The organism is Microbacterium allomyrinae (assembly GCF_020682705.1).
Classification (GTDB): Bacteria; Actinomycetota; Actinomycetes; order Actinomycetales; family Microbacteriaceae; genus Microbacterium; species Microbacterium allomyrinae.
Genome location: NZ_JAGTTN010000003.1, coordinates 420,534 through 442,677 on the forward strand (window position 1 = coordinate 420,534; position 22,144 = coordinate 442,677).

The 22,144-nt window shown below is 69.9% G+C and carries 19 protein-coding genes; 8 read left to right on the forward strand and 11 right to left on the reverse strand.

The window, feature by feature from the left end; all coding sequences use genetic code 11:
* Positions 1–276: 276 nt before the first annotated feature.
* The 6 genes from KEC57_RS11750 to KEC57_RS11775 all read right to left on the reverse strand — a co-directional run bounded on the left by KEC57_RS11750 (position 277) and on the right by KEC57_RS11775 (position 8,832).
* Positions 277–2,901, reverse strand: a complete 2,625-nt coding sequence (locus KEC57_RS11750; RefSeq protein WP_229384800.1) for a penicillin acylase family protein — start codon at positions 2,899–2,901, stop codon at positions 277–279.
* 175 nt (positions 2,902–3,076) lie between these two features.
* On the reverse strand, positions 3,077–4,930 hold the full coding sequence (locus KEC57_RS11755) for a YhgE/Pip domain-containing protein (RefSeq protein ID WP_229384801.1): 1,854 nt from the start codon (positions 4,928–4,930) through the stop codon (positions 3,077–3,079).
* Positions 4,927–5,670: a hypothetical protein gene (locus KEC57_RS11760; protein ID WP_229384802.1), complete on the reverse strand. Its 744-nt coding sequence runs from the start codon at positions 5,668–5,670 to the stop codon at positions 4,927–4,929. Before KEC57_RS11760 ends, KEC57_RS11755 begins: the two co-directional genes overlap by 4 nt.
* Complete coding sequence (locus KEC57_RS11765) at positions 5,667–6,344, reverse strand: TetR/AcrR family transcriptional regulator (protein WP_229384803.1); 678 nt, start codon at positions 6,342–6,344, stop codon at positions 5,667–5,669. Before KEC57_RS11765 ends, KEC57_RS11760 begins: the two co-directional genes overlap by 4 nt.
* Positions 6,345–6,467: 123 nt before the next feature.
* Positions 6,468–7,910 (reverse strand): argininosuccinate synthase, encoded by a 1,443-nt coding sequence (gene argG, locus KEC57_RS11770; protein WP_229384804.1) that lies wholly within the window; start codon positions 7,908–7,910, stop codon positions 6,468–6,470.
* A 127-nt stretch (positions 7,911–8,037) separates the two neighbouring features.
* Complete coding sequence (locus KEC57_RS11775) at positions 8,038–8,832, reverse strand: Pr6Pr family membrane protein (protein ID WP_308187598.1); 795 nt, start codon at positions 8,830–8,832, stop codon at positions 8,038–8,040.
* 77 nt (positions 8,833–8,909) lie between these two features.
* Between KEC57_RS11775 and KEC57_RS11780 the strand changes: the two genes are divergently transcribed.
* Complete coding sequence (locus KEC57_RS11780) at positions 8,910–10,196, forward strand: adenylosuccinate synthase (RefSeq protein WP_229384805.1); 1,287 nt, start codon at positions 8,910–8,912, stop codon at positions 10,194–10,196.
* Between the two features lie 92 nt (positions 10,197–10,288).
* Positions 10,289–11,488 carry a lactonase family protein gene (locus tag KEC57_RS11785; RefSeq protein ID WP_229384806.1) on the forward strand — a complete coding sequence of 400 codons (1,200 nt, stop codon included), beginning with the start codon at positions 10,289–10,291 and terminating at the stop codon, positions 11,486–11,488.
* A gap of 27 nt (positions 11,489–11,515) precedes the next feature.
* On the opposite strand, the gene KEC57_RS11790 is transcribed toward KEC57_RS11785, so the two are convergent.
* On the reverse strand, positions 11,516–12,697 hold the full coding sequence (locus KEC57_RS11790; RefSeq protein ID WP_229384807.1) for an AI-2E family transporter: 1,182 nt from the start codon (positions 12,695–12,697) through the stop codon (positions 11,516–11,518).
* A 104-nt stretch (positions 12,698–12,801) separates the two neighbouring features.
* Between KEC57_RS11790 and KEC57_RS11795 the strand changes: the two genes are divergently transcribed.
* Positions 12,802–13,095, forward strand: coding sequence for a chorismate mutase (locus tag KEC57_RS11795; protein WP_229384808.1), 294 nt, complete (start codon positions 12,802–12,804; stop codon positions 13,093–13,095).
* Between the two features lie 93 nt (positions 13,096–13,188).
* On the opposite strand, the gene KEC57_RS11800 is transcribed toward KEC57_RS11795, so the two are convergent.
* From KEC57_RS11800 to KEC57_RS11810, 3 genes are read right to left on the reverse strand one after another with little or no spacing between them, the layout of a single operon-like run.
* The gene (locus tag KEC57_RS11800; RefSeq protein ID WP_229384809.1) at positions 13,189–13,884 is read right to left on the reverse strand and encodes a hypothetical protein; all 696 of its coding nucleotides are present in this window, start codon (positions 13,882–13,884) and stop codon (positions 13,189–13,191) included.
* Complete coding sequence (locus KEC57_RS11805; RefSeq protein ID WP_229384810.1) at positions 13,881–14,813, reverse strand: ABC transporter ATP-binding protein; 933 nt, start codon at positions 14,811–14,813, stop codon at positions 13,881–13,883. The genes KEC57_RS11800 and KEC57_RS11805 overlap by 4 nt, the downstream gene beginning before the upstream one ends.
* Complete coding sequence (locus KEC57_RS11810) at positions 14,810–15,202, reverse strand: GntR family transcriptional regulator (protein ID WP_229384811.1); 393 nt, start codon at positions 15,200–15,202, stop codon at positions 14,810–14,812. The genes KEC57_RS11805 and KEC57_RS11810 overlap by 4 nt, the downstream gene beginning before the upstream one ends.
* A 383-nt stretch (positions 15,203–15,585) precedes the next feature.
* On the opposite strand from KEC57_RS11810, the gene KEC57_RS11815 reads away from it, so the two are divergent.
* The 5 genes from KEC57_RS11815 to KEC57_RS11835 all read left to right on the forward strand — a co-directional run bounded on the left by KEC57_RS11815 (position 15,586) and on the right by KEC57_RS11835 (position 21,028).
* A complete protein-coding gene (locus KEC57_RS11815) occupies positions 15,586–16,992 on the forward strand; it encodes a quaternary amine ABC transporter ATP-binding protein (RefSeq protein ID WP_229384812.1) in 1,407 nt (468 codons plus the stop codon).
* On the forward strand, positions 16,989–17,903 hold the full coding sequence (locus KEC57_RS11820; RefSeq protein ID WP_229384813.1) for an ABC transporter permease: 915 nt from the start codon (positions 16,989–16,991) through the stop codon (positions 17,901–17,903). Before KEC57_RS11815 ends, KEC57_RS11820 begins: the two co-directional genes overlap by 4 nt.
* Before the next feature lie 152 nt (positions 17,904–18,055).
* Complete coding sequence (locus tag KEC57_RS11825) at positions 18,056–18,949, forward strand: glycine betaine ABC transporter substrate-binding protein (protein WP_229384814.1); 894 nt, start codon at positions 18,056–18,058, stop codon at positions 18,947–18,949.
* Positions 18,950–19,004: 55 nt separating this feature from the next.
* Positions 19,005–19,958 carry a patatin-like phospholipase family protein gene (locus KEC57_RS11830; RefSeq protein WP_229384815.1) on the forward strand — a complete coding sequence of 318 codons (954 nt, stop codon included), beginning with the start codon at positions 19,005–19,007 and terminating at the stop codon, positions 19,956–19,958.
* Positions 19,958–21,028: a 1-acyl-sn-glycerol-3-phosphate acyltransferase gene (locus KEC57_RS11835; RefSeq protein ID WP_229384816.1), complete on the forward strand. Its 1,071-nt coding sequence runs from the start codon at positions 19,958–19,960 to the stop codon at positions 21,026–21,028. The genes KEC57_RS11830 and KEC57_RS11835 overlap by 1 nt, the downstream gene beginning before the upstream one ends.
* A 77-nt stretch (positions 21,029–21,105) precedes the next feature.
* Here the strand turns inward: KEC57_RS11835 and KEC57_RS11840 are convergent, their stop codons facing one another.
* The gene (locus tag KEC57_RS11840) at positions 21,106–22,134 is read right to left on the reverse strand and encodes a hypothetical protein (protein WP_229384817.1); all 1,029 of its coding nucleotides are present in this window, start codon (positions 22,132–22,134) and stop codon (positions 21,106–21,108) included.
* Positions 22,135–22,144: the final 10 nt, after the last annotated feature.

Sequence of the window (22,144 nt, forward strand, 5' to 3'; positions counted from 1 at the left end):
CGACCCCGGCCCCGGCCTTGCCCGGCCCGGCCCCGGCCCTGCCCGGCCCGGCCCGGCCCGGCCCGGCCCGGTCCAGAGTGCAGAAACGGTGGTTTGAATCGCACTGCGGCGGCACTTCGTGCACTCTCGGCGGAGCCGGAGCCGCCGGAGCCGGCGGGGTCGGAGGGACAGGGGGTCCGAGGGGTCGGAGGGGTCGGAGGGCGGCAGCGGCCCCCCGGGCCCGGGGGGGGCGGGGCCCCGCTGCCCCCGGGGGCCCGGGGCCGGGGGCCCCGGGGGTCAGGGGGCGGAGACGAGCGTCAGCGTGTCGGTGGTCGTTGCGGAGACGGCCTCGGGCGAAAAGGCCCACGGGATGGTTTCGGCGTTCTGCCACGTCTGGGTCTGGTCGATGTAGTTCGGGTGGAACGTGTGGCCACTGGTGCCGGTCAGGTGGTTCCAGCGCGACGCGTCGAAGTCCGAGAGATCGACCACCATGCGCATCGACGGCACGGTGACGGTGGCGAAGCTCGAGCCAAGGTCCCAGCCGGTCGCGTTGACCATCGACGAGCCGCCGCCGACGGGGTACGGGCCGCGGTTGAACAGCCACTCGATCGGTGCGATGCCCGACGAGCCGAATGTGTCGCTCACCAGCGGCAGCGCATGCAGGCCGCCCCAGTTCCAGCGCGCGGCGTTGTCGCCCTGCAGGGCCACCAGGCGCTCGCGCGCCTCGATCGCGGACTGCTCGAGCATCTCGTCCATGCCGTCGATGCCGATGCCGTCGTTCGTCCACCACGCAGATGCCGGGTCGTCGAGCAGTCCGTCCACGACGAGGAACAGACGCCCCTGATCGCTGAGCGGTGCGGGGCTCTCGCGACCCTCCACGAAGATGTTCTGCGCGAGCGTGTCCCAGAGCACGTTCGCGTACGCCGCCGCGGCCGAGTCGGTGGCATTCTGCGCGTCCCACTCGCGCAGCAGATCGAGTGCGGCATCCGTCTCGTCGTCGCCGGTCTGCACGTCGAGGTAGGCGGTCGTCAGGCGCATGCCGATGAACGAGGCATTGTCGGCCTGGATGTCTCGCATGTCGTCGGCGGTGAGGGGACCGTTCGCGATCTTGCGCTGGATCAGCTCCTGGATGCGTGCGGCGCGCCATCCGTAGTCCCAGTCGCGCGTCAGGAAGTGCGCGTAGTCGGCACCGACGATCGCGTTGTTGGCGGTGATGATGAACCCCTCGGTGGGGTTGTAGACGACGGGCAGCTCCTCGAACGGGATGAACCCCTGCCACGCATAGGCGGAGTCCCAGCCCGGCTGCGGCATCGAGCCGTCACCCGCGCCGCGGATCGGCAGCTTGCCGGGCGTCTGGTAGCCGATGTTGCCGTCGACGTCGGCATACACGAGGTTCTGCGCGGGGACGTCGAACAGCGCCGCGGCGCCGCGGAAGTCGTCGAAATCCCGGGCGACGTTGAGTGCGAAGATCGCGGTCGCGGTGGTGCCGGGTTTCAGCGCGGTCCAGGCGAGGCTCACCGCGTACTCGCCCGTCGGCGCAGCGATGGGCTGCTCGATCGCAGGGGTGTCGCCCACATACGGGTCGGCCGCGATCGTCGTGAAATCATCCGTGAGGCCCGACACGATCGGGCCATTGACCGTGGAGCGGACGACGAGCTCGACGTCGTCGCCGCCCGCGACCTCGAACGTCTCGGTGCGCTCCTCGAGCGGAACGAGCGCGCCGTCGCGCCAGTACTCGTCGCCCTCGATCTTCTCGATGTACAGGTCGGTCACATCGGTGGTGAGGTTCGTGAACCCCCACGCGACGCGATCGTTGTGGCCGATGATCACGCCGGGCACGCCCGCGAAGCCGAACCCGGCGACGTCGAACGGGCACTCCTCGGAGACCGCCGCGCACCGCAGTCCGATCTGGTGCCAGACGCTGGGCAGCGAGGCGCCGAGGTGCGGGTCGTTCGCCAGCAGCGGCATGCCGGTCTCGGTGAGGTCGCCCGAGACGACCCACGAGTTCGAGCCGATGCCCTCGCCGGCTCCGCCGACCAGGGTGCTGACGGCGTCGATGACGCCGTCGACCTCTGACCACTCGATCAACGAGGTCGACGAGTTCGAGACCGTCGACTCATCGCCCGTCTCGTCGCCGGGAGCCGTCCCGACGGCGGGGATGGCCGAGATCTCCGGCACGATGACCGGGTTGCGATCGAACGGATACGCCGGGTACAGCTCGTCGATCTGGGCCTGTGTGAAGTCGGACGCGATCACGGCGCGCTCGGTCTCGTCCTCGATGTTGGAGCGGAGGTCCCAGGCCATCGCCTTCAGCCACGCGACGGAGTCGGCGGGGGTCCATGGCTCGATCTCGTAGTCCGCGTTCTGCAGGCCCAGCACCGCGTACTCGAACGACGCGTCGGCGCCGTCGTGGTCGGCGAGGTAGGCGTTGACGCCGTCGGCGTAGGCCTCGTAGTACGCGCGTTCGGCCTCGCCCAGCGCCTCTACCTCCTGCTCGGCGATGTGGCGCCATCCGAGCGCGCGGAGGAACTTGTCGGTCGCCAGCTGCGACTCGCCGAACAGCTCCGACAGGCGACCGCTGGTGACGTGGCGGCGGAAGTCCATCTCCCAGAAGCGATCCTGGGCGTGCACGTAGCCCTGCGCGTAGAACAGGTCGTGGCTGGAGTCCGCGGTGATGATCGGGATGCCGAGCCCGTCGCGCTGGACGATGACCTCGTCATCGAGTCCGGTGACGACGACCTCGCCGCTCAGCTGAGGGAACGAGCGCTGCACGGTGTACGCGAGGAACCCGACGGCGATCAGCGCGAGCACGACGACGCCCGCGACGATGCTGAACAGCGTGATGCCGATCGTGCGACCGACCGACCGACGGCGGGGCGCGTCGTCGATGGTGCTGACGGGGTCGGTGGAGGGCTTCGACATTGAAGGGCTTTCGGTATGGCGACGAGGGACGCGGTGTCGGGCACCGCGAGATCGGATGCCGCGCGTCGGGTCGCGCGAAACCGTTTCGGCATCGTAACCCGCGCCGCCCACGGAGCCGAATCGCGTTCGCTTTCCGGAAGCGGATGCCGCACCCCGCGGCATCCGCTCCGCCCGGCTAGCCGATGACGCTCGGCTGCAGGTCGCGGAGCGTGCGGAAGTGGGTCATGCGCGTGACCCCGATCGCGGCGAAGACGCCGGCACCCACCAGCCATGCGGCCAGTACGGCGAGATCCAGCCAGACCCGGTCGGCGTTGCCGCCGTACATGACCTGTCTCATGGCGTCGACGACGTATCCCATCGGCAGCACGTGGTGCAGCGTCGCCAGAGGTGCGGGAAGCGTCTGCCAGGGGAACGTGCCGCCGGCGGTCACCAGCTGCAGCACCATGAGCACGAGCCCGAGGAACTGCCCGACCGATCCGAACCAGACGTTGAGGGCGAGCACGATCGCCGCGTACGTCGCGCTCGCCAGCAGCAGGATGCCGAGAGTCGCCAGCGGGTGCGCGAACTGGAATCCGAGTGCCAGGGCCAGCACCCCGAAGAGCCCGAGCATCTGCAGCCCGCCCAGGAGTGCGGGGGTCGCCCAGCCGGCGAGAGTGATGCGGATCGGCGAGTGCAGCGCGGTGACCGCTCGACGCGACACCGGCTTGACGATGAGGAAGAGCGCGTAGATGCCGATCCACCCGGCGAGGGCGGCGAAGAACGGGGCGAGGCCGGCGCCGTAGTTCTGAGCCTGCGTGAGCGAGGATCGTTCGATCTCGACGGGAGCGGCGAGCGTATCGGCCTGCGCCGCCCGCGTGTCGGCGTCGAACGCGGGCAGCTGCGCTGCACCGTCGGAGAGTCCGTCACGCAGTTGCGTGGCACCGTCTTCGAGCTGTGCGATGCCGCCGCCGAGGGTGGCCGCGCCGTCGCGGAGCTGGGCCGCGGCATCCGCAGCGGTCGAGGTGCCCGCGGCCAGAGTGGCCGAACCTGCCGCGACCGTGCCGGCGCCGGCGGCCACCTGCTGCGCCCCCGTGTCGAGCCGATCGATCTCCGACACGGCCGTCTGCACGCGCTGGTTCGCGGTGTCCACGCGCTCGCCCACGGGATCGAGCACGGCGAGCACCTCGTCGATCTGCGCCTGATCGAGGCCGGCACCGGCGAGGCTCTCGGCGATGTCGGCGCGGGCCTGCGGCACGGCGGCGGCGGCGGCCGAGGCCGCGGCGCCGATGCGCGTCGCGGTGGCGTCGAGCTGCGCGGTCCCTGCGGCGACCTGGGCGGCTCCGTCCGCCACCTGCTGCGCGCCGGTGGCGAGCGATGCGGCGCCGTCGCGCAGCTGCGCCGTGCCGTCGGCGAGCTGGCCCGCGCCGTCGGTCAGCTGGGCGGTGCCGTCGCCGGCCTGCGCGAGACCGTCCACCAGCTGTGTCGCGCCGGCGGCGGCATCCGTCAATTGGATCCGGATGGTGTCGAGCGCGTCGAGCATGGTGAGACCGGCCTCTGCCACCACCTTCTCGGTGATCGTCGTCTGGATGCGCTCGACCGCCTGCGTGCCGATCGTGGAGGCGAGGTAGTTGTTGGCGTCGCTCGTGTGCAGCACGATGTCGGCCGTGCGCGGTTCGCCCGTCGTGATCGACGCGATGGCGGCCGTGAAGTCGGCGGGCAGTTCGATCGCGAAATCGTACGTGCCGTCGTCGAGCCCCGCGTTCGCCTCGTCGGCGGTGGCGGTCTGCCAGGCGAACGAGCCGTCCTCGATGAGCTCCTGCGCGATCTCGTCGCCGAGATTGCGGTCGGTGCCGTTGAGCTGAGCGCCGGTGTCCTCGACGACGAGGGCCGCGGGCACCTCCGTCAGCTGCGCGTAAGGATCGCGGTTCGCCCATAGGTAGACGCCGCCGTACAGGATCGGCACCGCCATCAGCGCGATGAGCGCGATCAGCGACATCCGCGTCGAGGTGAGTCGGCGCAGTTCCGCCATGATCATCTGCGGCACCTTCACGAGCGCGCCCCCTTCGTGGGTGCGGTGAGTCGTCGCAGGCGGATGCCGGAACGCGCGGCTGCCGAGCGGCTGAGGCCTCCGGCCGCGCGGAGCGGCGGAACACGACCGGCGCGAGAGAGCGCCCGCGAACCCTGATCCCCGCCATCGACCGGTGAGCGATCGAGCACCGACTGCGATGCCCGCCCGGCGATCACGAGCACCGCGAGCCCGCGCGCGGCGAACCCCTGGGCGATGTGCCACCAGGTCTCGGGCTCGCCGCCGTGCCGGTCGGGTGAGACGAGCACGATGCCCTCGACGCCCTTGCGCAGCACGGCGAGTTCGCACAGGGCACGCACGCGATCGGCGGGCTCGACGTTCGCGATCGGGAGGGATGCCAGGGGTGCGAGCGCGTTCTCCTCGAGCCAGCGCCGAACGGCCAGAGGGTCGGAGCGGCGCCCCGCGAACATGAGCTCTTCGGCGACGACGCCGGCGAGCGTCACATTCGGCTCGGGCTCCGACACGTCGAGCGCGTCGACCAGGGCGACGCGGCGACGCAGGGCCGAGGCATCCGTCCGCCCGTCGATCAGCACGCCACCGGTGTCGGGGCGCATTCGGCCTGCGGCGATGAGTCCGAGCACGGTGGGGCGCTGCTCCGTCTCGGCGAAGGCGAGGGTCACGCGGCCCGTCTCGAAGACCGTGGAGGTCGGGGGCAGTGCGCGGTCGCGGCGCCCCTTGCCGACCGCGTCCAGGACGACCCTCACGCGCTCGCCGCAGTCTCGGCGGCGGCAGCGTCGCCGGCCGGTGCGCCGTCGGGCGCCGCGAGCACGTCGGGATGCTCGTGGAGCAGAGCGGCCGCCTCTCGCCACGAGAGCCCCGCGATGCTGAGCACCGCGCGCACGGCGAGGCCGCGGGCCTCGGGTGACGAGGCGTCCATGCGCGTGATGACGGTGCGTGCGGTCTCTTCCACGAGACGTGCGAGCGTCGGCGCGGCGACGTCGGTGCGCAGGACACCGGCATCTTGGCCCTCGCGCACGAGGCGCATGACGGTGCGACGCAGCGGCGCGAGGGCGTCGGCCGTCATCTCGACGTGCGCGTCGTCGAGGGCGAGAGCGGCGAGCACCTGCACGTGGGACGCCTCGGTCCACAGTGCCGCGGCGAGGCGCGCGAGCGCGAGCCGGGGGTCGGCGTCATCGATGCGGGCCGCGATCGCGTTGAAGCGCGCGGTGCCCTGCGCGACGAGTTCGCGCAGCAGCGCGTCGCGATCGTCGAAGTGGCCGTACAGGGCGCGGCGCGAGAGGCCTGCCTGGCGCGCGATCGTGTCGACCGATGCACGCGGGTCGTGCGCCAGCGCGACGTGCGCCGCCGCGAGGATGCCCGCGCGGTTCTCGAGGGCGTCTCGGCGCGGACGGCGCACGGCATCGATCGTGGAGGTCATGCCTCCAGACTAGAGAACTTGCACAATGCTGTGCAACTTATCTCGACGACTCGAAGATGAGGTCCAGGTTCCGTTGCTTCGAGGAACTCAGACGCGGCGAACCCGGACCCGACGTGGACGGGGTCAGTCGGTGCCGGAGTCGAACGCGGACGCCTCGTTCGCGGCATCCGTCGCCTCGGCGAGCTGCTCGCCGGCAGCGGTGAGCGCCGTCGCGTTCTCGGTGATCTCGGCCGCCTCGCCCTGCTCGAGGTGACCGACGAGCTCGCCGGTCGTACCGCCGATGATGCCCGCGGCCGCGTAGTACTCGAGTCGCGCACGCGAGTCGGCGATATCGAGGTTGCGCATGGTGAGCTGGCCGATGCGGTCGGTGGGACCGAACGCGGCGTCGCCGACGCGTTCCATCGACAGCTTCTCGGGACCGTACGACATGTGCGCGGCGGTCGTGTCGAGGATCGTGTAGTCCTCACCGCGGCGCAGGCGCAGCGTCACGGAGCCGGTGATCGTCGAGCCCACCCACTTCTGGATCGACTCGCGCAGCATGAGCGACTGCGGCTCGAGCCAGCGGCCCTCGTACATGAGGCGGCCGAGACGTCGGCCCTGCTCGTGGTACGTGGCGAGCGTGTCTTCGTTCAGGATGCTGTTGAGCAGGCGCTCGTACGCGATGAAGAGGAGCGCCATGCCCGGCGCCTCGTAGATGCCGCGCGACTTCGCCTCGATGATGCGGTTCTCGATCTGGTCGCTCATGCCGAGGCCGTGGCGGCCTCCGATGCGGTTCGCCTCGAAGACCAGTGCGACGGAGTCGGAGAACTCCACGCCGTTGAGCGCGACCGGGCGGCCGGAGTCGAACGTCACGGTGACGTCCTCGGTCTCGATCTCGACGGCCGGATCCCAGAACCGCACGCCCATGATCGGCTCGACGGTCTCGAGCGACACGTTCAGGTGCTCGAGCGTCTTGGCCTCGTGCGTCGCGCCCCAGATGTTGGCGTCGGTCGAATACGCCTTCTCGGCCGAGTCGCGGTACGGGAAGCCGTGCGCGATGAGCCACTCGCTCATCTCCTGGCGACCGCCGAGCTCGGTGACGAAGTCGGCGTCGAGCCACGGCTTGTAGATGCGCAGGGCCGGGTTGGCGAGCAGGCCGTAGCGGTAGAACCGCTCGATGTCGTTGCCCTTGTAGGTGGAGCCGTCGCCCCAGATGTCGACGCCGTCCTCTTTCATGGCGCGCACCAGAAGGGTGCCGGTGACCGCGCGACCGATCGGCGTGGTGTTGAAGTAGGTGCGACCGCCCGAGCGGATGTGGAACGCGCCGCACGCGAGAGCACCGAAGCCCTCCTCGACGAGCGCCGGCTTGCAGTCGACCAGACGCGACAGCTCGGCGCCGTAGTTCAGCGCCCGGTCGGGGATCGACGCGATGTCGTCCTCATCGGGCTGGCCGAGATCGCCGGTGTAGGTGCAGGGGATGGCGCCCTTGTCGCGCATCCACGCGACGGCGACGGAGGTGTCCAGGCCCCCTGAGAAGGCGATGCCGACGCGCTCGCCGACGGGCAGGGACTGAAGGACCTTCGACATGCCCCTCAGTCTACTGACGACGGATGCCGCGCCCGGGCGGGCGGGCGGGCGCTCGGAAAGTGAGCGCGGCGAGGGGCACGGCGGGCCGCCGTCTGCCGCCCTGCGTGAGACGGTTCGTCTCCGGCGGTCAGGCCTCGGACAACACCGTCGCCGACGTCCCCGCGACCAGCGAGCCCGAGGTGCCGATACGGCGCCCCCACCACACCACGAGTGAGCCGACCGCGACGATCGCGACCGCGATGCCGATGACGTAGAGCAGGACCGACGGCCAGCCGCCCGCGCTGTTCGGGTTGAGGAACGGGTACGGGTACCAGAACGGCTCGCCGTTGACGGGGTTGGTCACCAGCGGCCCGCGCAGCATCGTATAGGCGACCCACAGGATGGGGAACGCCACGATCGCCCAGAGCGAGCGCCACGGCAGGGCGCGCCGCAGCGGCCCGAAGAAGACGTCGGCGAGCAGGAACAGTGGTCCGATGAGGTGCAGCACCTCGTTCGACCACCAGATCGGCTCGCTCCCCTGCGGAAGCTCGATGTTGCGCAGCAGGCTGTTGTAGACGATCCCCGTGATGATCATGTAGGTGCTCACGCTCGCGAGCGCCACCGCGAGGCCCAGGGGCTCGGCGGGACCCGTGCGCCCGGACACGGCGGACGGAGCGGCGGCGGGAGGGGCAGCGGAGAGCGCCTGTCGCCCGCGCGTCCAGAACCAGATGACGGCCCACAGCAGCACGACCGCAGACGACGCGTTGGCGAGGATCGTGAAGAAGCTGAAGAAGTTCACGATCGTGGTCGTGACGTCGCGGCCGAGCCCTGCGGCGGTGCCGACGGACTTCGACAATTGCGCGACGATCGCCGTGATCGTCACGATCGCCATGGCCGCACGAGCGACCGACCAGCCCTTGCTCCATGCCGCGGAACGCATCATGGGGACACCATATCGGCGGTTCGTCGCGGGGCCTCGATAGGATGGGGTGTAACCGTCCGATAACGGGGGAGTAGCCCATGCCAGGCATCGTGATCGTCGGAGTCCAGTGGGGAGACGAGGGCAAGGGCAAGGCCACAGACCTGCTCGGTGACCGCACCGACTGGGTGGTCAAGTTCAACGGCGGCAACAACGCCGGCCACACCGTCGTCATCGGCGACGAGAAGTACGCACTGCACCTGCTGCCGTCGGGCATCCTGTCGCCCGGCGTGAATGCCGTGATCGGCAACGGCGTCGTCATCGACCTCGAGGTGCTCTTCTACGAGCTCGAGGCGCTGCACGCGCGCGGCGTCGACACGTCACGTCTGCGGGTGAGCGCGAATGCGCACATCATCACGCAGTACCACCGCACGCTCGACAAGGTCAGCGAGCGGTTCCTCGGCAAGCGTCAGATCGGCACGACCGGCCGCGGGATCGGCCCGGCCTACGCCGACAAGATCAACCGCGTCGGCATCCGTGTGCAGGATCTCTTCGACGAGAACATCCTGCGCCAGAAGGTCGAGGGTGCGCTCGATCAGAAGAACCACCTGCTGGTGAAGATCTTCAACCGCCGTGCGATCACCGTCGACGAGATCGTCGAGGACCTGCTCTCGTACGCCGAGCGGCTGGCCCCCATGGTGGCCGATACCGGCCTGCTCCTGAACGACGCGCTGGATGCCGGCGACGTCGTGGTGTTCGAGGGCGGCCAGGCCACGATGCTCGACGTCGACCACGGCACCTACCCGTTCGTGACGTCGTCGTCGGCGACCGCGGGCGGCGCGGCGACGGGGTCCGGAGTGGGACCCAACCGCCTCGATCGCATCGTCGGCATCGTGAAGGCCTACACGACCCGCGTCGGCTCGGGCCCGTTCCCGACCGAGCTGTTCGACGACAACGGTGACTTCCTGCGTTCGCGCGGCTTCGAGTTCGGCACGACCACCGGGCGGCCTCGCCGGGTGGGCTGGTACGACGCGCCGATCACCCGATACGCCACGCGCATCAACGGCTTGACCGACCTGGTGCTGACCAAGCTCGACATCCTCTCGGGACTCGACCAGATCCCGGTGTGCGTCGCGTACGACGTCGACGGCGAGCGGTTCGACGAGGTGCCGGTCAACCAGTCCGACTTCCACCACGCCGTGCCCATCCTCGAGTACTTCCCGGGCTGGAAGCGCGACATCTCGGGGGCCCGAACATTCGACGAGCTGCCCATCGAGGCGCAGGAGTACGTGCTCGCGCTCGAGAGGATGAGCGGCACCCGCATCTCCGTGATCGGCGTCGGTGCGGCACGCGACGCGGTCATCGTGCGTCACGACCTCGTCGACTGACCCTCTCGAAACCCTGACACGTTCCGTCCCGCTCGTTCCGCGTACCGATCGGTGCGAAGCGCGACGAAACGCCTCGCAGCGAACGGAAGCACATGAAGTTCTGGCTGGGCGGGTACACCGCCGATAGCGACGGGCACGCGAGCGGCATCGGGATGCTCCTGGCCGGCGGTGCGGACGACGCCTCGGCGGGTGGCGGGCTGGGCTTCGCGGGAGAGGTCGCCGCGACCGACTCGCCGTCGTGGCTGACCGCGCATCCGTCGCTCGATGTCGTCTATGCCGCCCTCGAGAATCGCGGCGAGGTGCAGGCGTTCCGCCGCACCGGCGAGTCGTCCTTCACTCCGCTCGGCGCCGCGGTTCCCGCGGGTGCGGCGACCTGCCACATCGCGGTCGCCCCCGATGGCGCGTCGTTGATCGCGAGCTGCTGGGGCGACGGGCGCGTCGTGCGGATGACGCTGGATGCCGCCGGCCGTCCCTCGGCGCCCGTCATCGCCGCAGCGGCCACCGATCCGTACGGACCGGATCCCGCGGAATCGGGCCCCGTGCTCTTCGGCCGAGAGTCCGGACAGGTGGATCTTGCGGCGGCGGCGCGGGCGCTTCGCGACGCGGCGGGCGCGGAGTACGCGCACCTCGTGCCCGATCACGACGCCGCCGAGGCCGCCAGTCCGACGGGTGACGCGGGAGACGCGGCATCCGCTCGTCCTTCCCGTGCTCATCAGGCCGTCTTCCTCCCCGGCGGGCTTGTCGCGACGACCGACATGGGACTCGATGTCGTCCGTCTGTGGCGCGCGGGAGCGGACGGGCTGCGGCTCCTGCAGCAGGTGGTTCTCCCGAAGGGGAGCGGGCCGCGTCACATGGTCTGGCACCCGAGCGGGCACCTGTACGTCGTCGCCGAGCTGTCGTGCGAGGTCTTCGTGCTCGCGGCGGCCGTGGACGGCTCGTGGCATGTCGTGGGCGGAAGCCCCCTCGGTGTGGGCACAATGCCCGGAGACACCGCCGCCGAGCTCGCCATGTCGCGCGACGGCGAATTCCTCTATGCGGCCGCGCGCGGCAGCAACACGCTTGCGACGCTGCGCGTGCGCGGAGCAGGCGAGGTCGTCCAGCCCGTCGCGCTCGTCGACGCGGGAGTGCACTGGCCGCGGCACCACGTCGTGGTGCGCGACATCCTCCTCGTCGCCGGCCAGCTGTCGGACGAGGTCGCCTCGCTCACGCTCGACGTGCGCACGGGCGTTCCCGGCAAGGTGCGCCACCGTACCGCGGCGCCCTCACCCACCTGCCTGCTTCCCGTGCGCTGACCCGGTCGCGCCCCCGCGCGACGACGTTTACAGCTTGGCGTCCTGTTTCGGGATGAAGACCTGTTTGATGATGAGCAGGATCGATGCGGTCACCGGCACGGCGATGAGCGCGCCGAGCAGGCCCAGCAGGGTGCCACCGATCAGGGCGCCGATCACGACGAGCGAACCGGGGATCGAGATCGCCTTGCTCATCACGCGAGGGGTGATGACGTACGCCTCGATCTGGATGTAGATCAGGTACGCGATGCCGAAGATCAGCGCGGCTACCGGGCTCGTGAACAGCGCGAGCACGGTGGCCGTGATCCAGTACAGGACGGGTCCGACGAGCGGGATGATCGTGATCGAGAAGGCGAGCACGCCCATCAGCAGCGGATACGGCAGCCCGAGGAACAGGTGCAGAAGGAAGGCCACGATGGAGTTGAAGAACGCCAGGACGACCATGCCCATGAGGTAGGCGCCGATCGAGTCCGTGATCTCGTCGGTCATCGCGTGCACCTTGATCCGGTTGCGAGCCGGGGCGAAGCGCACGAGCGACTCCTTGATCGACGGCAGCGATGCGACGAAGTAGAGCGTCAGCACCACGATGATCAACAGGCCCGAGACGGCGGTCGCGATGCCGACGCCGACCTTGAGGAGCCCGCCGGAGATCGCGGCGATGTTCGCCGGGTTGGTGAGGAACTTCTGGATCTCGTCCACGAGGGTCGTCAGACCCTCGCCGAAGTAGCCCTCGAGCCAGTGATAGAAGTCCGACTGCTCGAAATTGGTGATCGTCGAGGGGATGCTCGTGATGAACTCGCCGATCTGCTCGATCAGCGTGGGCACCACCAGCCACAGCAGGCCGACCGCGACGACCGCGAAGATGAAGAAGACGATGACGATGGCCCAGGTGCGCGAGACGTGGTGTCGCTCGAACCACTTCAGCAGGGGATCCAGGCCCAGGGCGGCGAACATCGCGAGTGCGATGTAGATGAGCACCGTGGCGATGTTCGAGAGCGCGATCCCGAGCAGAGCCGCCGCCAGGCCGCCCAGGGTCAGGAGGAACCCGACGGTGAACGGACTGTCCAGGCGCGCCCAGAAGGACTTGGGCGAGCGCTCGGTGGCGTCGGGCGAAGTGGTCGTCGTGGTGGCGTCTGCCGGCACGACGGCGGCATCCGTTCCAGCGTGGGGATCCGCAGCGAGCGGCGCGGATGCAGGGGTGCCGTCGGTCATGGGTCACACTCTAGGGCCCCACCGGGCGGCCGCCCTCCCCCCCAGCGGGTGAAAGCCGTCGCGTGTCCCGCGCTCGGGTATCGTCGAGGGGCGAGGAGGACGCCATGACCGAGGATCCCACGACGACGCTTGCCCGGCTGCGCAGCAGCATCGACAACATCGACGCCGCGCTGATGTACATGCTCGCCGAGCGGTTCAAGGCGACCAAGCAGGTCGGCCATCTGAAGGCCGAGCACGGCATGCCCGCGTCCGATCCATCCCGCGAGGAGCAGCAGGTCGCGCGCCTGCGCAGCCTCGCCGAACAGGCCGACCTCGATCCCGCGTTCGCCGAGAAGTGGTTCAACTTCGTCGTCGCCGAAGTGATCCGCCACCACACCGAGGCCGCCGACCGCCGCTGACCTGCTCGCGATCCCCATCGCCGACACGACGGATGCCCGGGCGTGCGCGATGGCGCAGGGCCCGGGCATCCGTTCTCGTGAGCGGCGCGCCGGTCAGGGGATCGCGCGGCGCAGGGTGAGGTACGAGACGCCGCCGAGCGCGACGGTCACCAACAGCCCCCAGGCGGCGAATCCGACAGGGCCCTGTTCGACCAGCGCCGTGATCACGCCCACCCAGGCGTCGAGGCTCGTGATCCCCCAGATCGCGGCCAGCAGGATCACGCCGATCCCCACCCACGTGACGGTCAGCAGCGTCGCGCCGAAACGCTTGTAGACGGTCGCCGACCAGAACCCCACCATGAAGATCAGCATCGCCATCACGAAGTAGAAGAACGCGGCGCCGAGCGCGCCGGCGGACACGACCCAGTCGAGTGCGAAGAAGTAGCCGTTGATGCCCCAGCCGTTCGTCGCCTCCTCGACCAGGCCTCCGATGGCGAAGACCGCGGCGAGCAGCACGGCGCACATCGCCGCGGCGAGCATCGTGCCGAAGAAGAACTCCCGACGGGTGACGCTCATCGCCTGCGAGAACGGGAAGGTCAGCGTGAGGGAGGAGATCCCCACGAACAACAGCACCCACAGCGGCGCCTGCGAGCCGCCGCCGTAGAACGGACCGGGCAGTCCCGAGGAGTGGAGGATCGCGTAGATCGCGATCGACATGGCGAACGACGCGCCGAGCACGATCAGCGGCACCCAGACGAATGTCTGCTTGTTGATCAGCTGCATGCGCACGACGTTGACGGTGCGGTTCATCGCATTGCTCCTTCATCGGCTGCGTCGGTTTCGCGGATCTCCGCCGCGTGCTGGGTGGTGCGCACGATGAGCTGCTGCAGCGACACCGGCGCGACGTCGAGACCGGTGGCGGCGAGGCGCTCGCGGTCGGCGAGGCTGAGGGCGCCGAGAACGGTGACGGATGCCACGTTCCCGAGGCTTTCGCGGTGGATCACCTGGCGCCCGGCGACGAAGGCGTCGACGGCGGAGGCGTCGCCGACGATGTTCGCGGCACGGTCGCGGACGGCATCGGTCGCCTCGTCCATCACGATGCGGCCGCGGTCGATCACGAGCACCCGCTCGATGAGGTTCGAGACCTCGTCGATCAGGTGGCTGGAGAGGATGACGGTGCGGGGGTGCTCGGTGTAGTCCTCGAGCAGCCGGTCGTAGAAGATCTGCCGGGCGACGGCGTCGAGGCCGAGGTACGGCTCGTCGAAGAACGTGATCTCGGCGCGGGCGGCGAGGCCGATGATGACGCCGACGGCCGAGAGCTGGCCCCGCGAGAGCTTCTTGATGCGGGTCTTCGTCGGCAGCTGGAAGTCCTCGATCAGCCGCTGAGCGAGATCCTCGTCCCAGTTCGGGAAGAACAGCCGCGCCGTGGCGAACGCGTGCCGGGGGAGGGCGTCGTCGGGGTACTTCTGACTCTCTCGCACGAAGCACATCCGTGAGAGCACCCTGGCGTTCTCGTACCGGTCCATGCCGAACACGCGCACGTCGCCCTGGGTGGCGAAGTTCTGCGCCGTGAGGATCGACATGATGGTGGTCTTGCCGGCGCCGTTGCGTCCGAGCAGGCCGTAGATCGTGTCCTTCTCGATGGTGAAGCTCACGTCGTCGACCGCGAGGGTGTCGCGGTAGCGCTTGGTGAGGCTCTTCACCTCGATGACGGGGGTCGCGGTGGGCGAGTCGGTCATCGTGCGTTCCCTTCCGTGGTGGTGGCGAGCTGCGCCGTGGCGCGGTCGCGGATGAGCAGGGCGAGATCGTCGGCGTCGAGTCCGAGCTTTCGCGCCTCGACTAGCAGGGGGTCGACGAAGCGGTCGGCGAACGCCGTGCGGCGCTCGCCGAGGAGCAGGTCGCGCGCACCGGGGGAGACGAACATCCCGATGCCGCGTCGTTTGTAGAGGACGCCCTTGTCGGCGAGCATCGCGACTCCCTTCGCAGCGGTGGCGGGGTTGATTCGGTAGAAGGCCGCGAGCTCGTTCGTCGACGGTGCCTGCGCCTCTTCGGCGAGGGATCCGTCGATGATCGAGTCCTCCACGCTCTCGGCGATCTGGAGGAACAGCGCCCTGCCTTCTTCGATCACATCCGCTCCTCTTGGTTGGTTAGTTACTTGACTAAGTAACCATAGAACGCGACCCGTGTCAACGGGTTCCGCGGGTGGGTCCGGCCCCTCGCCGCGGAGATCGTGTTATCGCGGGCGCGGGTTAACGACCCGATCGCATCCTGTCGAATTTGCGACCCATGCGAGCGCATGAAACGTTGGGGGAGGTCCTTCGTGGACCAACCGACCAGTCCGCGGTCGCCGGTGACATCCGGGGGGATGTCAGACCGGCGAACGTATGGTCGGCGGCCTTGCGCGGATCCGACATCCGCCGCCGAGCTCATCCGCCGGGAACGGCGGGAGGGAGTGGCCGCCACCCGGGCGTGACCGATGCAGCCCCCTGCACCGGGCTGCCGAGGTACACCGTGACAATTCCGCCTGCCATCGAGGCGAAGAACCTGTTCAAAGTCTTCGGACGCAATCCCCGAGACGCCGTGCGGCGCCTGCGCGCCGGCCAGACGCGTGCACAGGTGTCGGATGCCGGCACCGCCGCGGTGATCGACGCGAGCTTCACCGTCCAGCCCGGCGAGATCTTCGTCATCATGGGCCTGTCCGGATCGGGCAAGTCCACCGTCATCCGCATGCTCAACGGACTCCTCCCGCCGACCGCCGGCGAGGTGCTCGTCCAGGGGCAGAGCGTCACGCGAGCCTCGGCGAAGGCTCTGCGCGGCATCCGACAGCGCTCGCTGTCGATGGTGTTCCAGCACTTCGCGCTGCTGCCGCATCGCACCGTGCTCGACAATGCCGCATACGCGCTCGAGATCCAGGGCGTCGCCCGCGACGAGCGACGGGAGCGCGCCCGCGAGATCCTCGCCAAGGTGGGCCTCGGCGACCGTGCCGACGCGATGCCCGATGAGCTGTCGGGAGGCATGCGCCAGCGCGTGGGACTAGCCCGCGCCCTCACGGCGGGCACCGACATCCTGCTGATGGACGAGGCCTTCTCGGCGCTCGATCCGCTCATCCGCCGCGAGATGCAGGAACAGCTCGTCGAGCTGCAGCGCGAACTCGGCCGCACGATCGTGTTCATCACGCACGACCTCAACGAGGCGATGTTCCTCGGCGACCGCATCGCGGTGATGCGCGACGGACGCATCGTGCAGACCGGCACGCCGGAAGAGATCCTCACCGACCCGGCCAACGACTACGTCGCTCAGTTCGTGCAGGATGTCGACCGCGCACGCGTGCTCACCGCGGCGTCGGTGATGGAGCCGGCTGTCGCGACCATCACGATCACCGCCGGCGTCCGAGGTGCGCTCCGCGTGATGCGCGATCTGCAGGCCGGTGCCGTCGCGGTGCTCGAAGGCCGCACGCTCGTGGGCATGGTCACCGATCGTGCCGTGATCCGCGCCGTGAAGAACGGCATCACCGACCTGCGCGCGATCGTGCAGCCGGCGCAGACCGTCGTGCACCCCGACGACCCGCTCACCGACGTCGTGGAGCGCTCGGTCGAGAGCCCGCTGCCCGTCGTCGTCGTGGATGAGCGCCAGCGGCTGGTGGGAGTGATCCCCCGCGTGACGCTGCTGGCAGCGCTCGGCAACGTGCCCACCACGACCCGCGAGAACCCCGTCATCGAGTCGACCGCGACGGTCGCCCCCGGCGTCATCGCCGAGACGCTCGAGGCCGTCGTGCACGGCGCGACCGGAATGATCGGTGCGACTGGAACGATCGCGACCGTCGGGCGGGATGCCGCGCCCTTCGATCCGCGGACGAAGGACGCCTCCGACACCGAGACCGCACCCCGGAGCACGGCGACGATCGGAGGCCGCGCATGAACGACCTGTTCCGCATTCCCCTCGGCGCCGTCGTCGAATCCATCGTCGAGTTCGTGATCGACGTGTTCGGCTGGCTGTTCGACGCCATCAGCACCGCGATCCGCGGCGCCTTCGACGGCCTCGACTGGCTGCTCACCGCGCCGCCCTTCTGGGCGGTCATCATCGTGTTCGCCGCCCTCGCCTGGTGGGCGAAGGGGGCCTGGCTCGCTGTCGGCACCGCCGTGGGACTTCTCGTCATCGTCGGCGTCGACCAGTGGGCGAACGCGATGGACACGCTGGCCCTCGTCCTGGTTGCGGCCGTCATCGCCATCGCGATCAGCGTGCCGCTCGGCATCTGGGCCGCGCGCAACGACCGCGTCTCGGCGGTCCTGCGGCCGGTGCTCGACTTCCTGCAGACGATGCCGGCATTCGTGTACCTGATCCCGGCACTGATCGTCTTCAGCGTCGGCCCGGTCCCGGGCATCGTCTCGACCATCGTGTTCGCGCTCGCACCCGGGGTTCGGCTGACCGAGCTCGGCATCCGCAGCGTCGATGCCGAGGTGGTCGAAGCCGGTCACGCGTTCGGCGCGACGCCCGGCCGCATCCTCCGCCAGATCCAGCTGCCGCTCGCGATGCCCAGCATCATGGCAGGCGTCAACCAGGTGATCATGCTGAGCCTGTCGATGGTCGTCATCGCCGGCCTCGTCGGCGCGGGCGGTCTCGGCGGCGCCGTGGTGCAGAGCCTGCAGCGCATCGACATCGCACTCGGAGCCGAAGCGGGCGTGTCCGTGGTGATCCTCGCGATCATCCTCGACCGGCTCACGTCGGCCCTCGCCACGCGGTCCGCCGACGGCGGTGCCCGTGCCCGGATCGCCCGCGCCACCACCCGCACGACCGAACACCGCAGCACCGCACCGGTCGCGGCGGTCTGATCCCCTGCGGATGCCGGAGCCGCCCACTTCGAGGCCGCGGCCCCGGCATCCTCCACCCTCCTCGCGAGCCCATCACTCGCAGGCGGCGCGTCGAACGGCGTGCCGTGACCGACCCAACCGCGCACAGCACGCGGAAAGAGAGGACGCACGAGATGACCAAGAAGAAGAAACTGCTCACATCCCTCGCGGTCACCGGTGTCGCGGCGCTCGCCCTGACCGGCTGCGCCGGCGGAGCCGAGGCCGGCGGCGACGGCTCGACCGACCGACCGATCACGATCGCCGTCTTCAACGGCTGGGACGAGGGCATCGCCGCGTCGGAGCTGTGGAAGGCCGTGCTCGAAGAGCAGGGCTACGAGGTCGAGCTCGAATACGCCGACCCGGCGGCCGTGTACACCGGGCTGTCGCGCGGCGACTACGACCTGACCCTCGACACCTGGCTGCCGATCACCCACGCCCAGTACCTGGAGCGCTTCGGCGACGACCTCGTCGACCTCGGTGCGTGGAACGACGAGGCGAAGCTCACGATCGCCGTGAACGAGGATGCCCCGATCGACTCGCTCAGCGAGCTGGCCGAGAACGCGGATCTGTTCGACGACACGCTGGTCGGCATCGAGGCGGGCTCCGGCCTCGTCACCGTCACCCAGGACGACGTGATCCCCGGCTACGGCCTGGAGGACATGGACTTCGTCGTCTCGTCGACGCCCGCGATGCTCACCGAGCTCAAGTCCAAGACGGATGCCGGTGAGAACGTCGCCGTGACGCTCTGGCGCCCGCACTGGGCGTACAACGCGTTCCCTCTCAAGGACCTCGAAGACCCCGAGGGTCTGCTGGGCGACGCCGAGAGCATCCACGGCACCTCGTCGGAGCAGTTCGAGCAGGACTTCCCCGAGGTGTTCGCATGGCTCTCGGCGTTCGAGATGGACAACGACAAGCTCTACTCGCTCGAGGACGCGATGTTCGGCGAGTACGACGGCGACGACTTCGGGCCCGTCGTGGCCGACTGGATCGCCGCCAACCAGGAGTGGGTCGACGCTCTGACCTCCTGATCCTGCGCCGCGCAGGACGTGCGCCGCCGCATCCGCCCGGGAATAGGGTGTGGGCATGACGGTGGCGTTCGTCCTGGGCGGAGGCGGTGTGCGTGGAGCCGTCGAGATCGGCATGGTGCGGGCGCTGCTCGAGTCCGGCATCCGTCCCGATGTCGTGACGGGCACCTCGATCGGCGCCATCAACGGCGCGCTGGTCGCGAGCGACCCGACCCCCGCCGTCGTCGAGCGCCTCATGGACGCATGGACCTCGCCCGAGGCCAACGCCGTCTACGGTGACTCGCTGTTCGCGCAGTTCACACGCCTGGTCAAGACCAAGACCCACCTCAACTCACCGCGTCCCCTGCGCAGCCTGCTCGAGCGCGCGCTCGGCGCCGACACGCGGTTCGAAGACCTGCCGGTGCGGCTGCGCGTCGTCGCGGCGTGCATCGAACGCGCGGCCGAGCACGTCTTCGAGTCGGGTCCGCTCATCGACGCGATCCTCGCCTCGGCGTCGGTTCCCGGCCTCCTTCCGCCCACGCGTATCGGCGACGAGCACTTCATCGACGGCGGCATCGTCAACTCCATCCCGATCGAGCAGGCGGTGGATGCCGGGGCCGACACCGTCTTCGTCCTCCAGGTCGGGCGGGTCGAGATGCCGCTGGTCGCTCCGCGGTCGGCGGTCGACACGGCGCGCGTGGCGTTCGAGGTGGCGCGACGGCACCGGTTCGCGCGCGATCTCCAGACCCTTCCCGAAGGCGTCGTGCTGCATGTGCTGCCCAGTGGCGGATCGCTCGACGGTGACGACTCGCTGCTGTCGTACCGCCGCATGGACACAGTCCGGCGGCGCATCGACGCGGCATACGAGGCGAGCCGCGACTTCCTCGACCGGCTCCCGTCGGTCGCGCTCGAGCCGACCCCGGATGGCGAGGTGCCGGTCGAAGGGACGCCGGGCGGTCGGCCTGGGGTCGCCGCGCCCACCGATGCCGCCGGTTCCGCGGCCCCCGCGGATCGCTCCCACGGGGGCGCCTGATGTGGCTGCCGCCGACGTGGCTGCGGCGCATCCTGCTCGCGCCGCTCATGATCGCCGCCGCGCTGGTGATGCTCGCCCTCACACCCCTGTGGCTGCTGATCGCGCTCGCGCTGACATCGCTGGTGCCCGGGCGCTTCCGGCTGCCGCGGGTGCTGTGGCTCGTGACGGTGTACCTGCTGTGGGATGCCGCGCTCGTGATCGCGATGTTCGCCCTGTGGATCGCCTCCGGCTTCGGATACGCGATCCGGCGTCCCGGGTTCGTCGAGGCGCACTATCGGCTGGGCGCGCGGGCGATGCGGTTGCTGTTCCGGGTGTTCGGCAGCGTGCTGCGCCTCACGATCACGACAACGGGCTCGGACGCCCCGGATGCCGCTGCGTCACGCGCGGCGTTCGACGAGGTCTTCGCGCCCGGCGTCCCGCTGGTGGTCGCGAGTCGCCACGGCGGCCCCGGAGACTCGTTCATCCTCATCCACACGCTGCTCAATGAGGTCGGACGCCGGCCGCGGATCGTGCTCAAGTACACCCTGCAGTGGGACCCGGCCATCGACATCCTGCTGCACCGGATCCCGTCCCGTTTCATCGTGCCGTCGGGCTTCGGACCGAAGCGGGTGGGAGGCGGGGTACCGGTCGAGCACGCGCTCGCGGAGCTCGCCACGGGACTCGGACCCGATGACGCCTTCGTGATCTTCCCGGAGGGCGGCAACGTCACCCCCTCCCGGCGGCAGTCGCGCATCCGGCGCCTGCGCGAGTCGGGACGCGAGGCGATGGCTGAGCGTGCAGAGGCGCTGCGACACGTGATGGCACCGCAGCCCGGCGGCATGCACGCGGCGCTGGACGCGGCTCCCGACGCCGACGTCGTGTTCATCGCGCACACGGGCCTCGACGGGCTCGTCACGCTGCGCGACATCTGGCGGGAGCTGCCGATGGACAAGGGCATCACGATGCGGGCCTGGCGCGTGCCGCGCGCAGACATCCCCGACGACCTCGATGCCCGCGCGACGTGGCTGTTCGACTGGTTCGCGCGCATCGACTCCTGGATCGACGTGCGCGGCCGGGCCGCCGCCGGCTGACAGGCCGAGACGCGGGGTCCCCGCCGCCGCAACGGATTCCCGCCGCGAGAGCACGGGGACTGCGCGAGCGAACCGACTCAGTGGTGGGGCTTGGGGTGCACCACGCGACCGGGGGCGGTGTCGCCGGTGCCGCGCGCGGGCACGGGCCACGTCGCATTCTTGGGAGGCGGGGGCGGAGTCGTTCCGGGATGCTGCGGTGCGGCGGGCATCGTGAGGGGATCCGCGGGCGCCGAATCTGCGGGTGCAGATGCCGCAGGCGGCGTCGGATTCACGGATGCCGAGGGTGCCGTCCCCGATCCGGACGCAGGCGGGCCGGGCGTGATCTCCAGCATCACCTTGTTCTCGAGCACCTCGATCGCCTCGTCGGAGATCGAGATGAGCCCGTCGAGCTCTTCGCGCACTCGGCGGTAGGCGAGCTGGCGCTCGGCCGGCGTCGCGGCCTGGTCGATCGCGACGGTCAGCAGCTGCTTCGCGGTGTCGAGGCGCTTGCGCTCGCCCTCGGTGAAGCTCGAGTCCTTGAGGCGCCGCGCGTCGCGCTCGGCGACGTCGAACGCCACCTCGAAGTCGGCGACCGCATTGCGGTACTCGGTCAGCTGATCCTTCGAGAGGCGGGCCTTGGCCGACGCCGGGCGCAGGCCGTCGGCGATCCGCTTCGCCTTGAGGAAGCCCGCGGTGAGGGGCTGACGGCCATCGCTCATCGCGGGGAACGCGATGATCTTCGCAACATCGAGCTCGTACTCGAGCCAGCGCGCGGTGACGGCGTCATGGGCGGCGAAGAGGCGCTCGAGCTGCGACACACGCTGCGAGGCCGAGTTCGTCGTCGATCCGGCCATGCCCGTAGCGACGGCATCCGTCACTCCCTGCGAAAGGGAGGGCGTCGTGGGCAGAGGCCCGGTCATGGGAGGGAGCGATGCCGCCGGCACCGCCTTGCCGCGGGCAGCCGCCTGTGCGGCCTTGAGCTCGGCCTTGGCGTGCATGATCTCGATGCGCCGCTTGTGGCGGCCGCGGGCGTTGCGCTCCCAGGCGCTGCCCAGCGCCCCCATCACGCCGATGAGGGGGAAGGCGAGCCACCAGTAGTTGCCGATGAACTCGAAGATCGGCTGCACCCTGCCATCG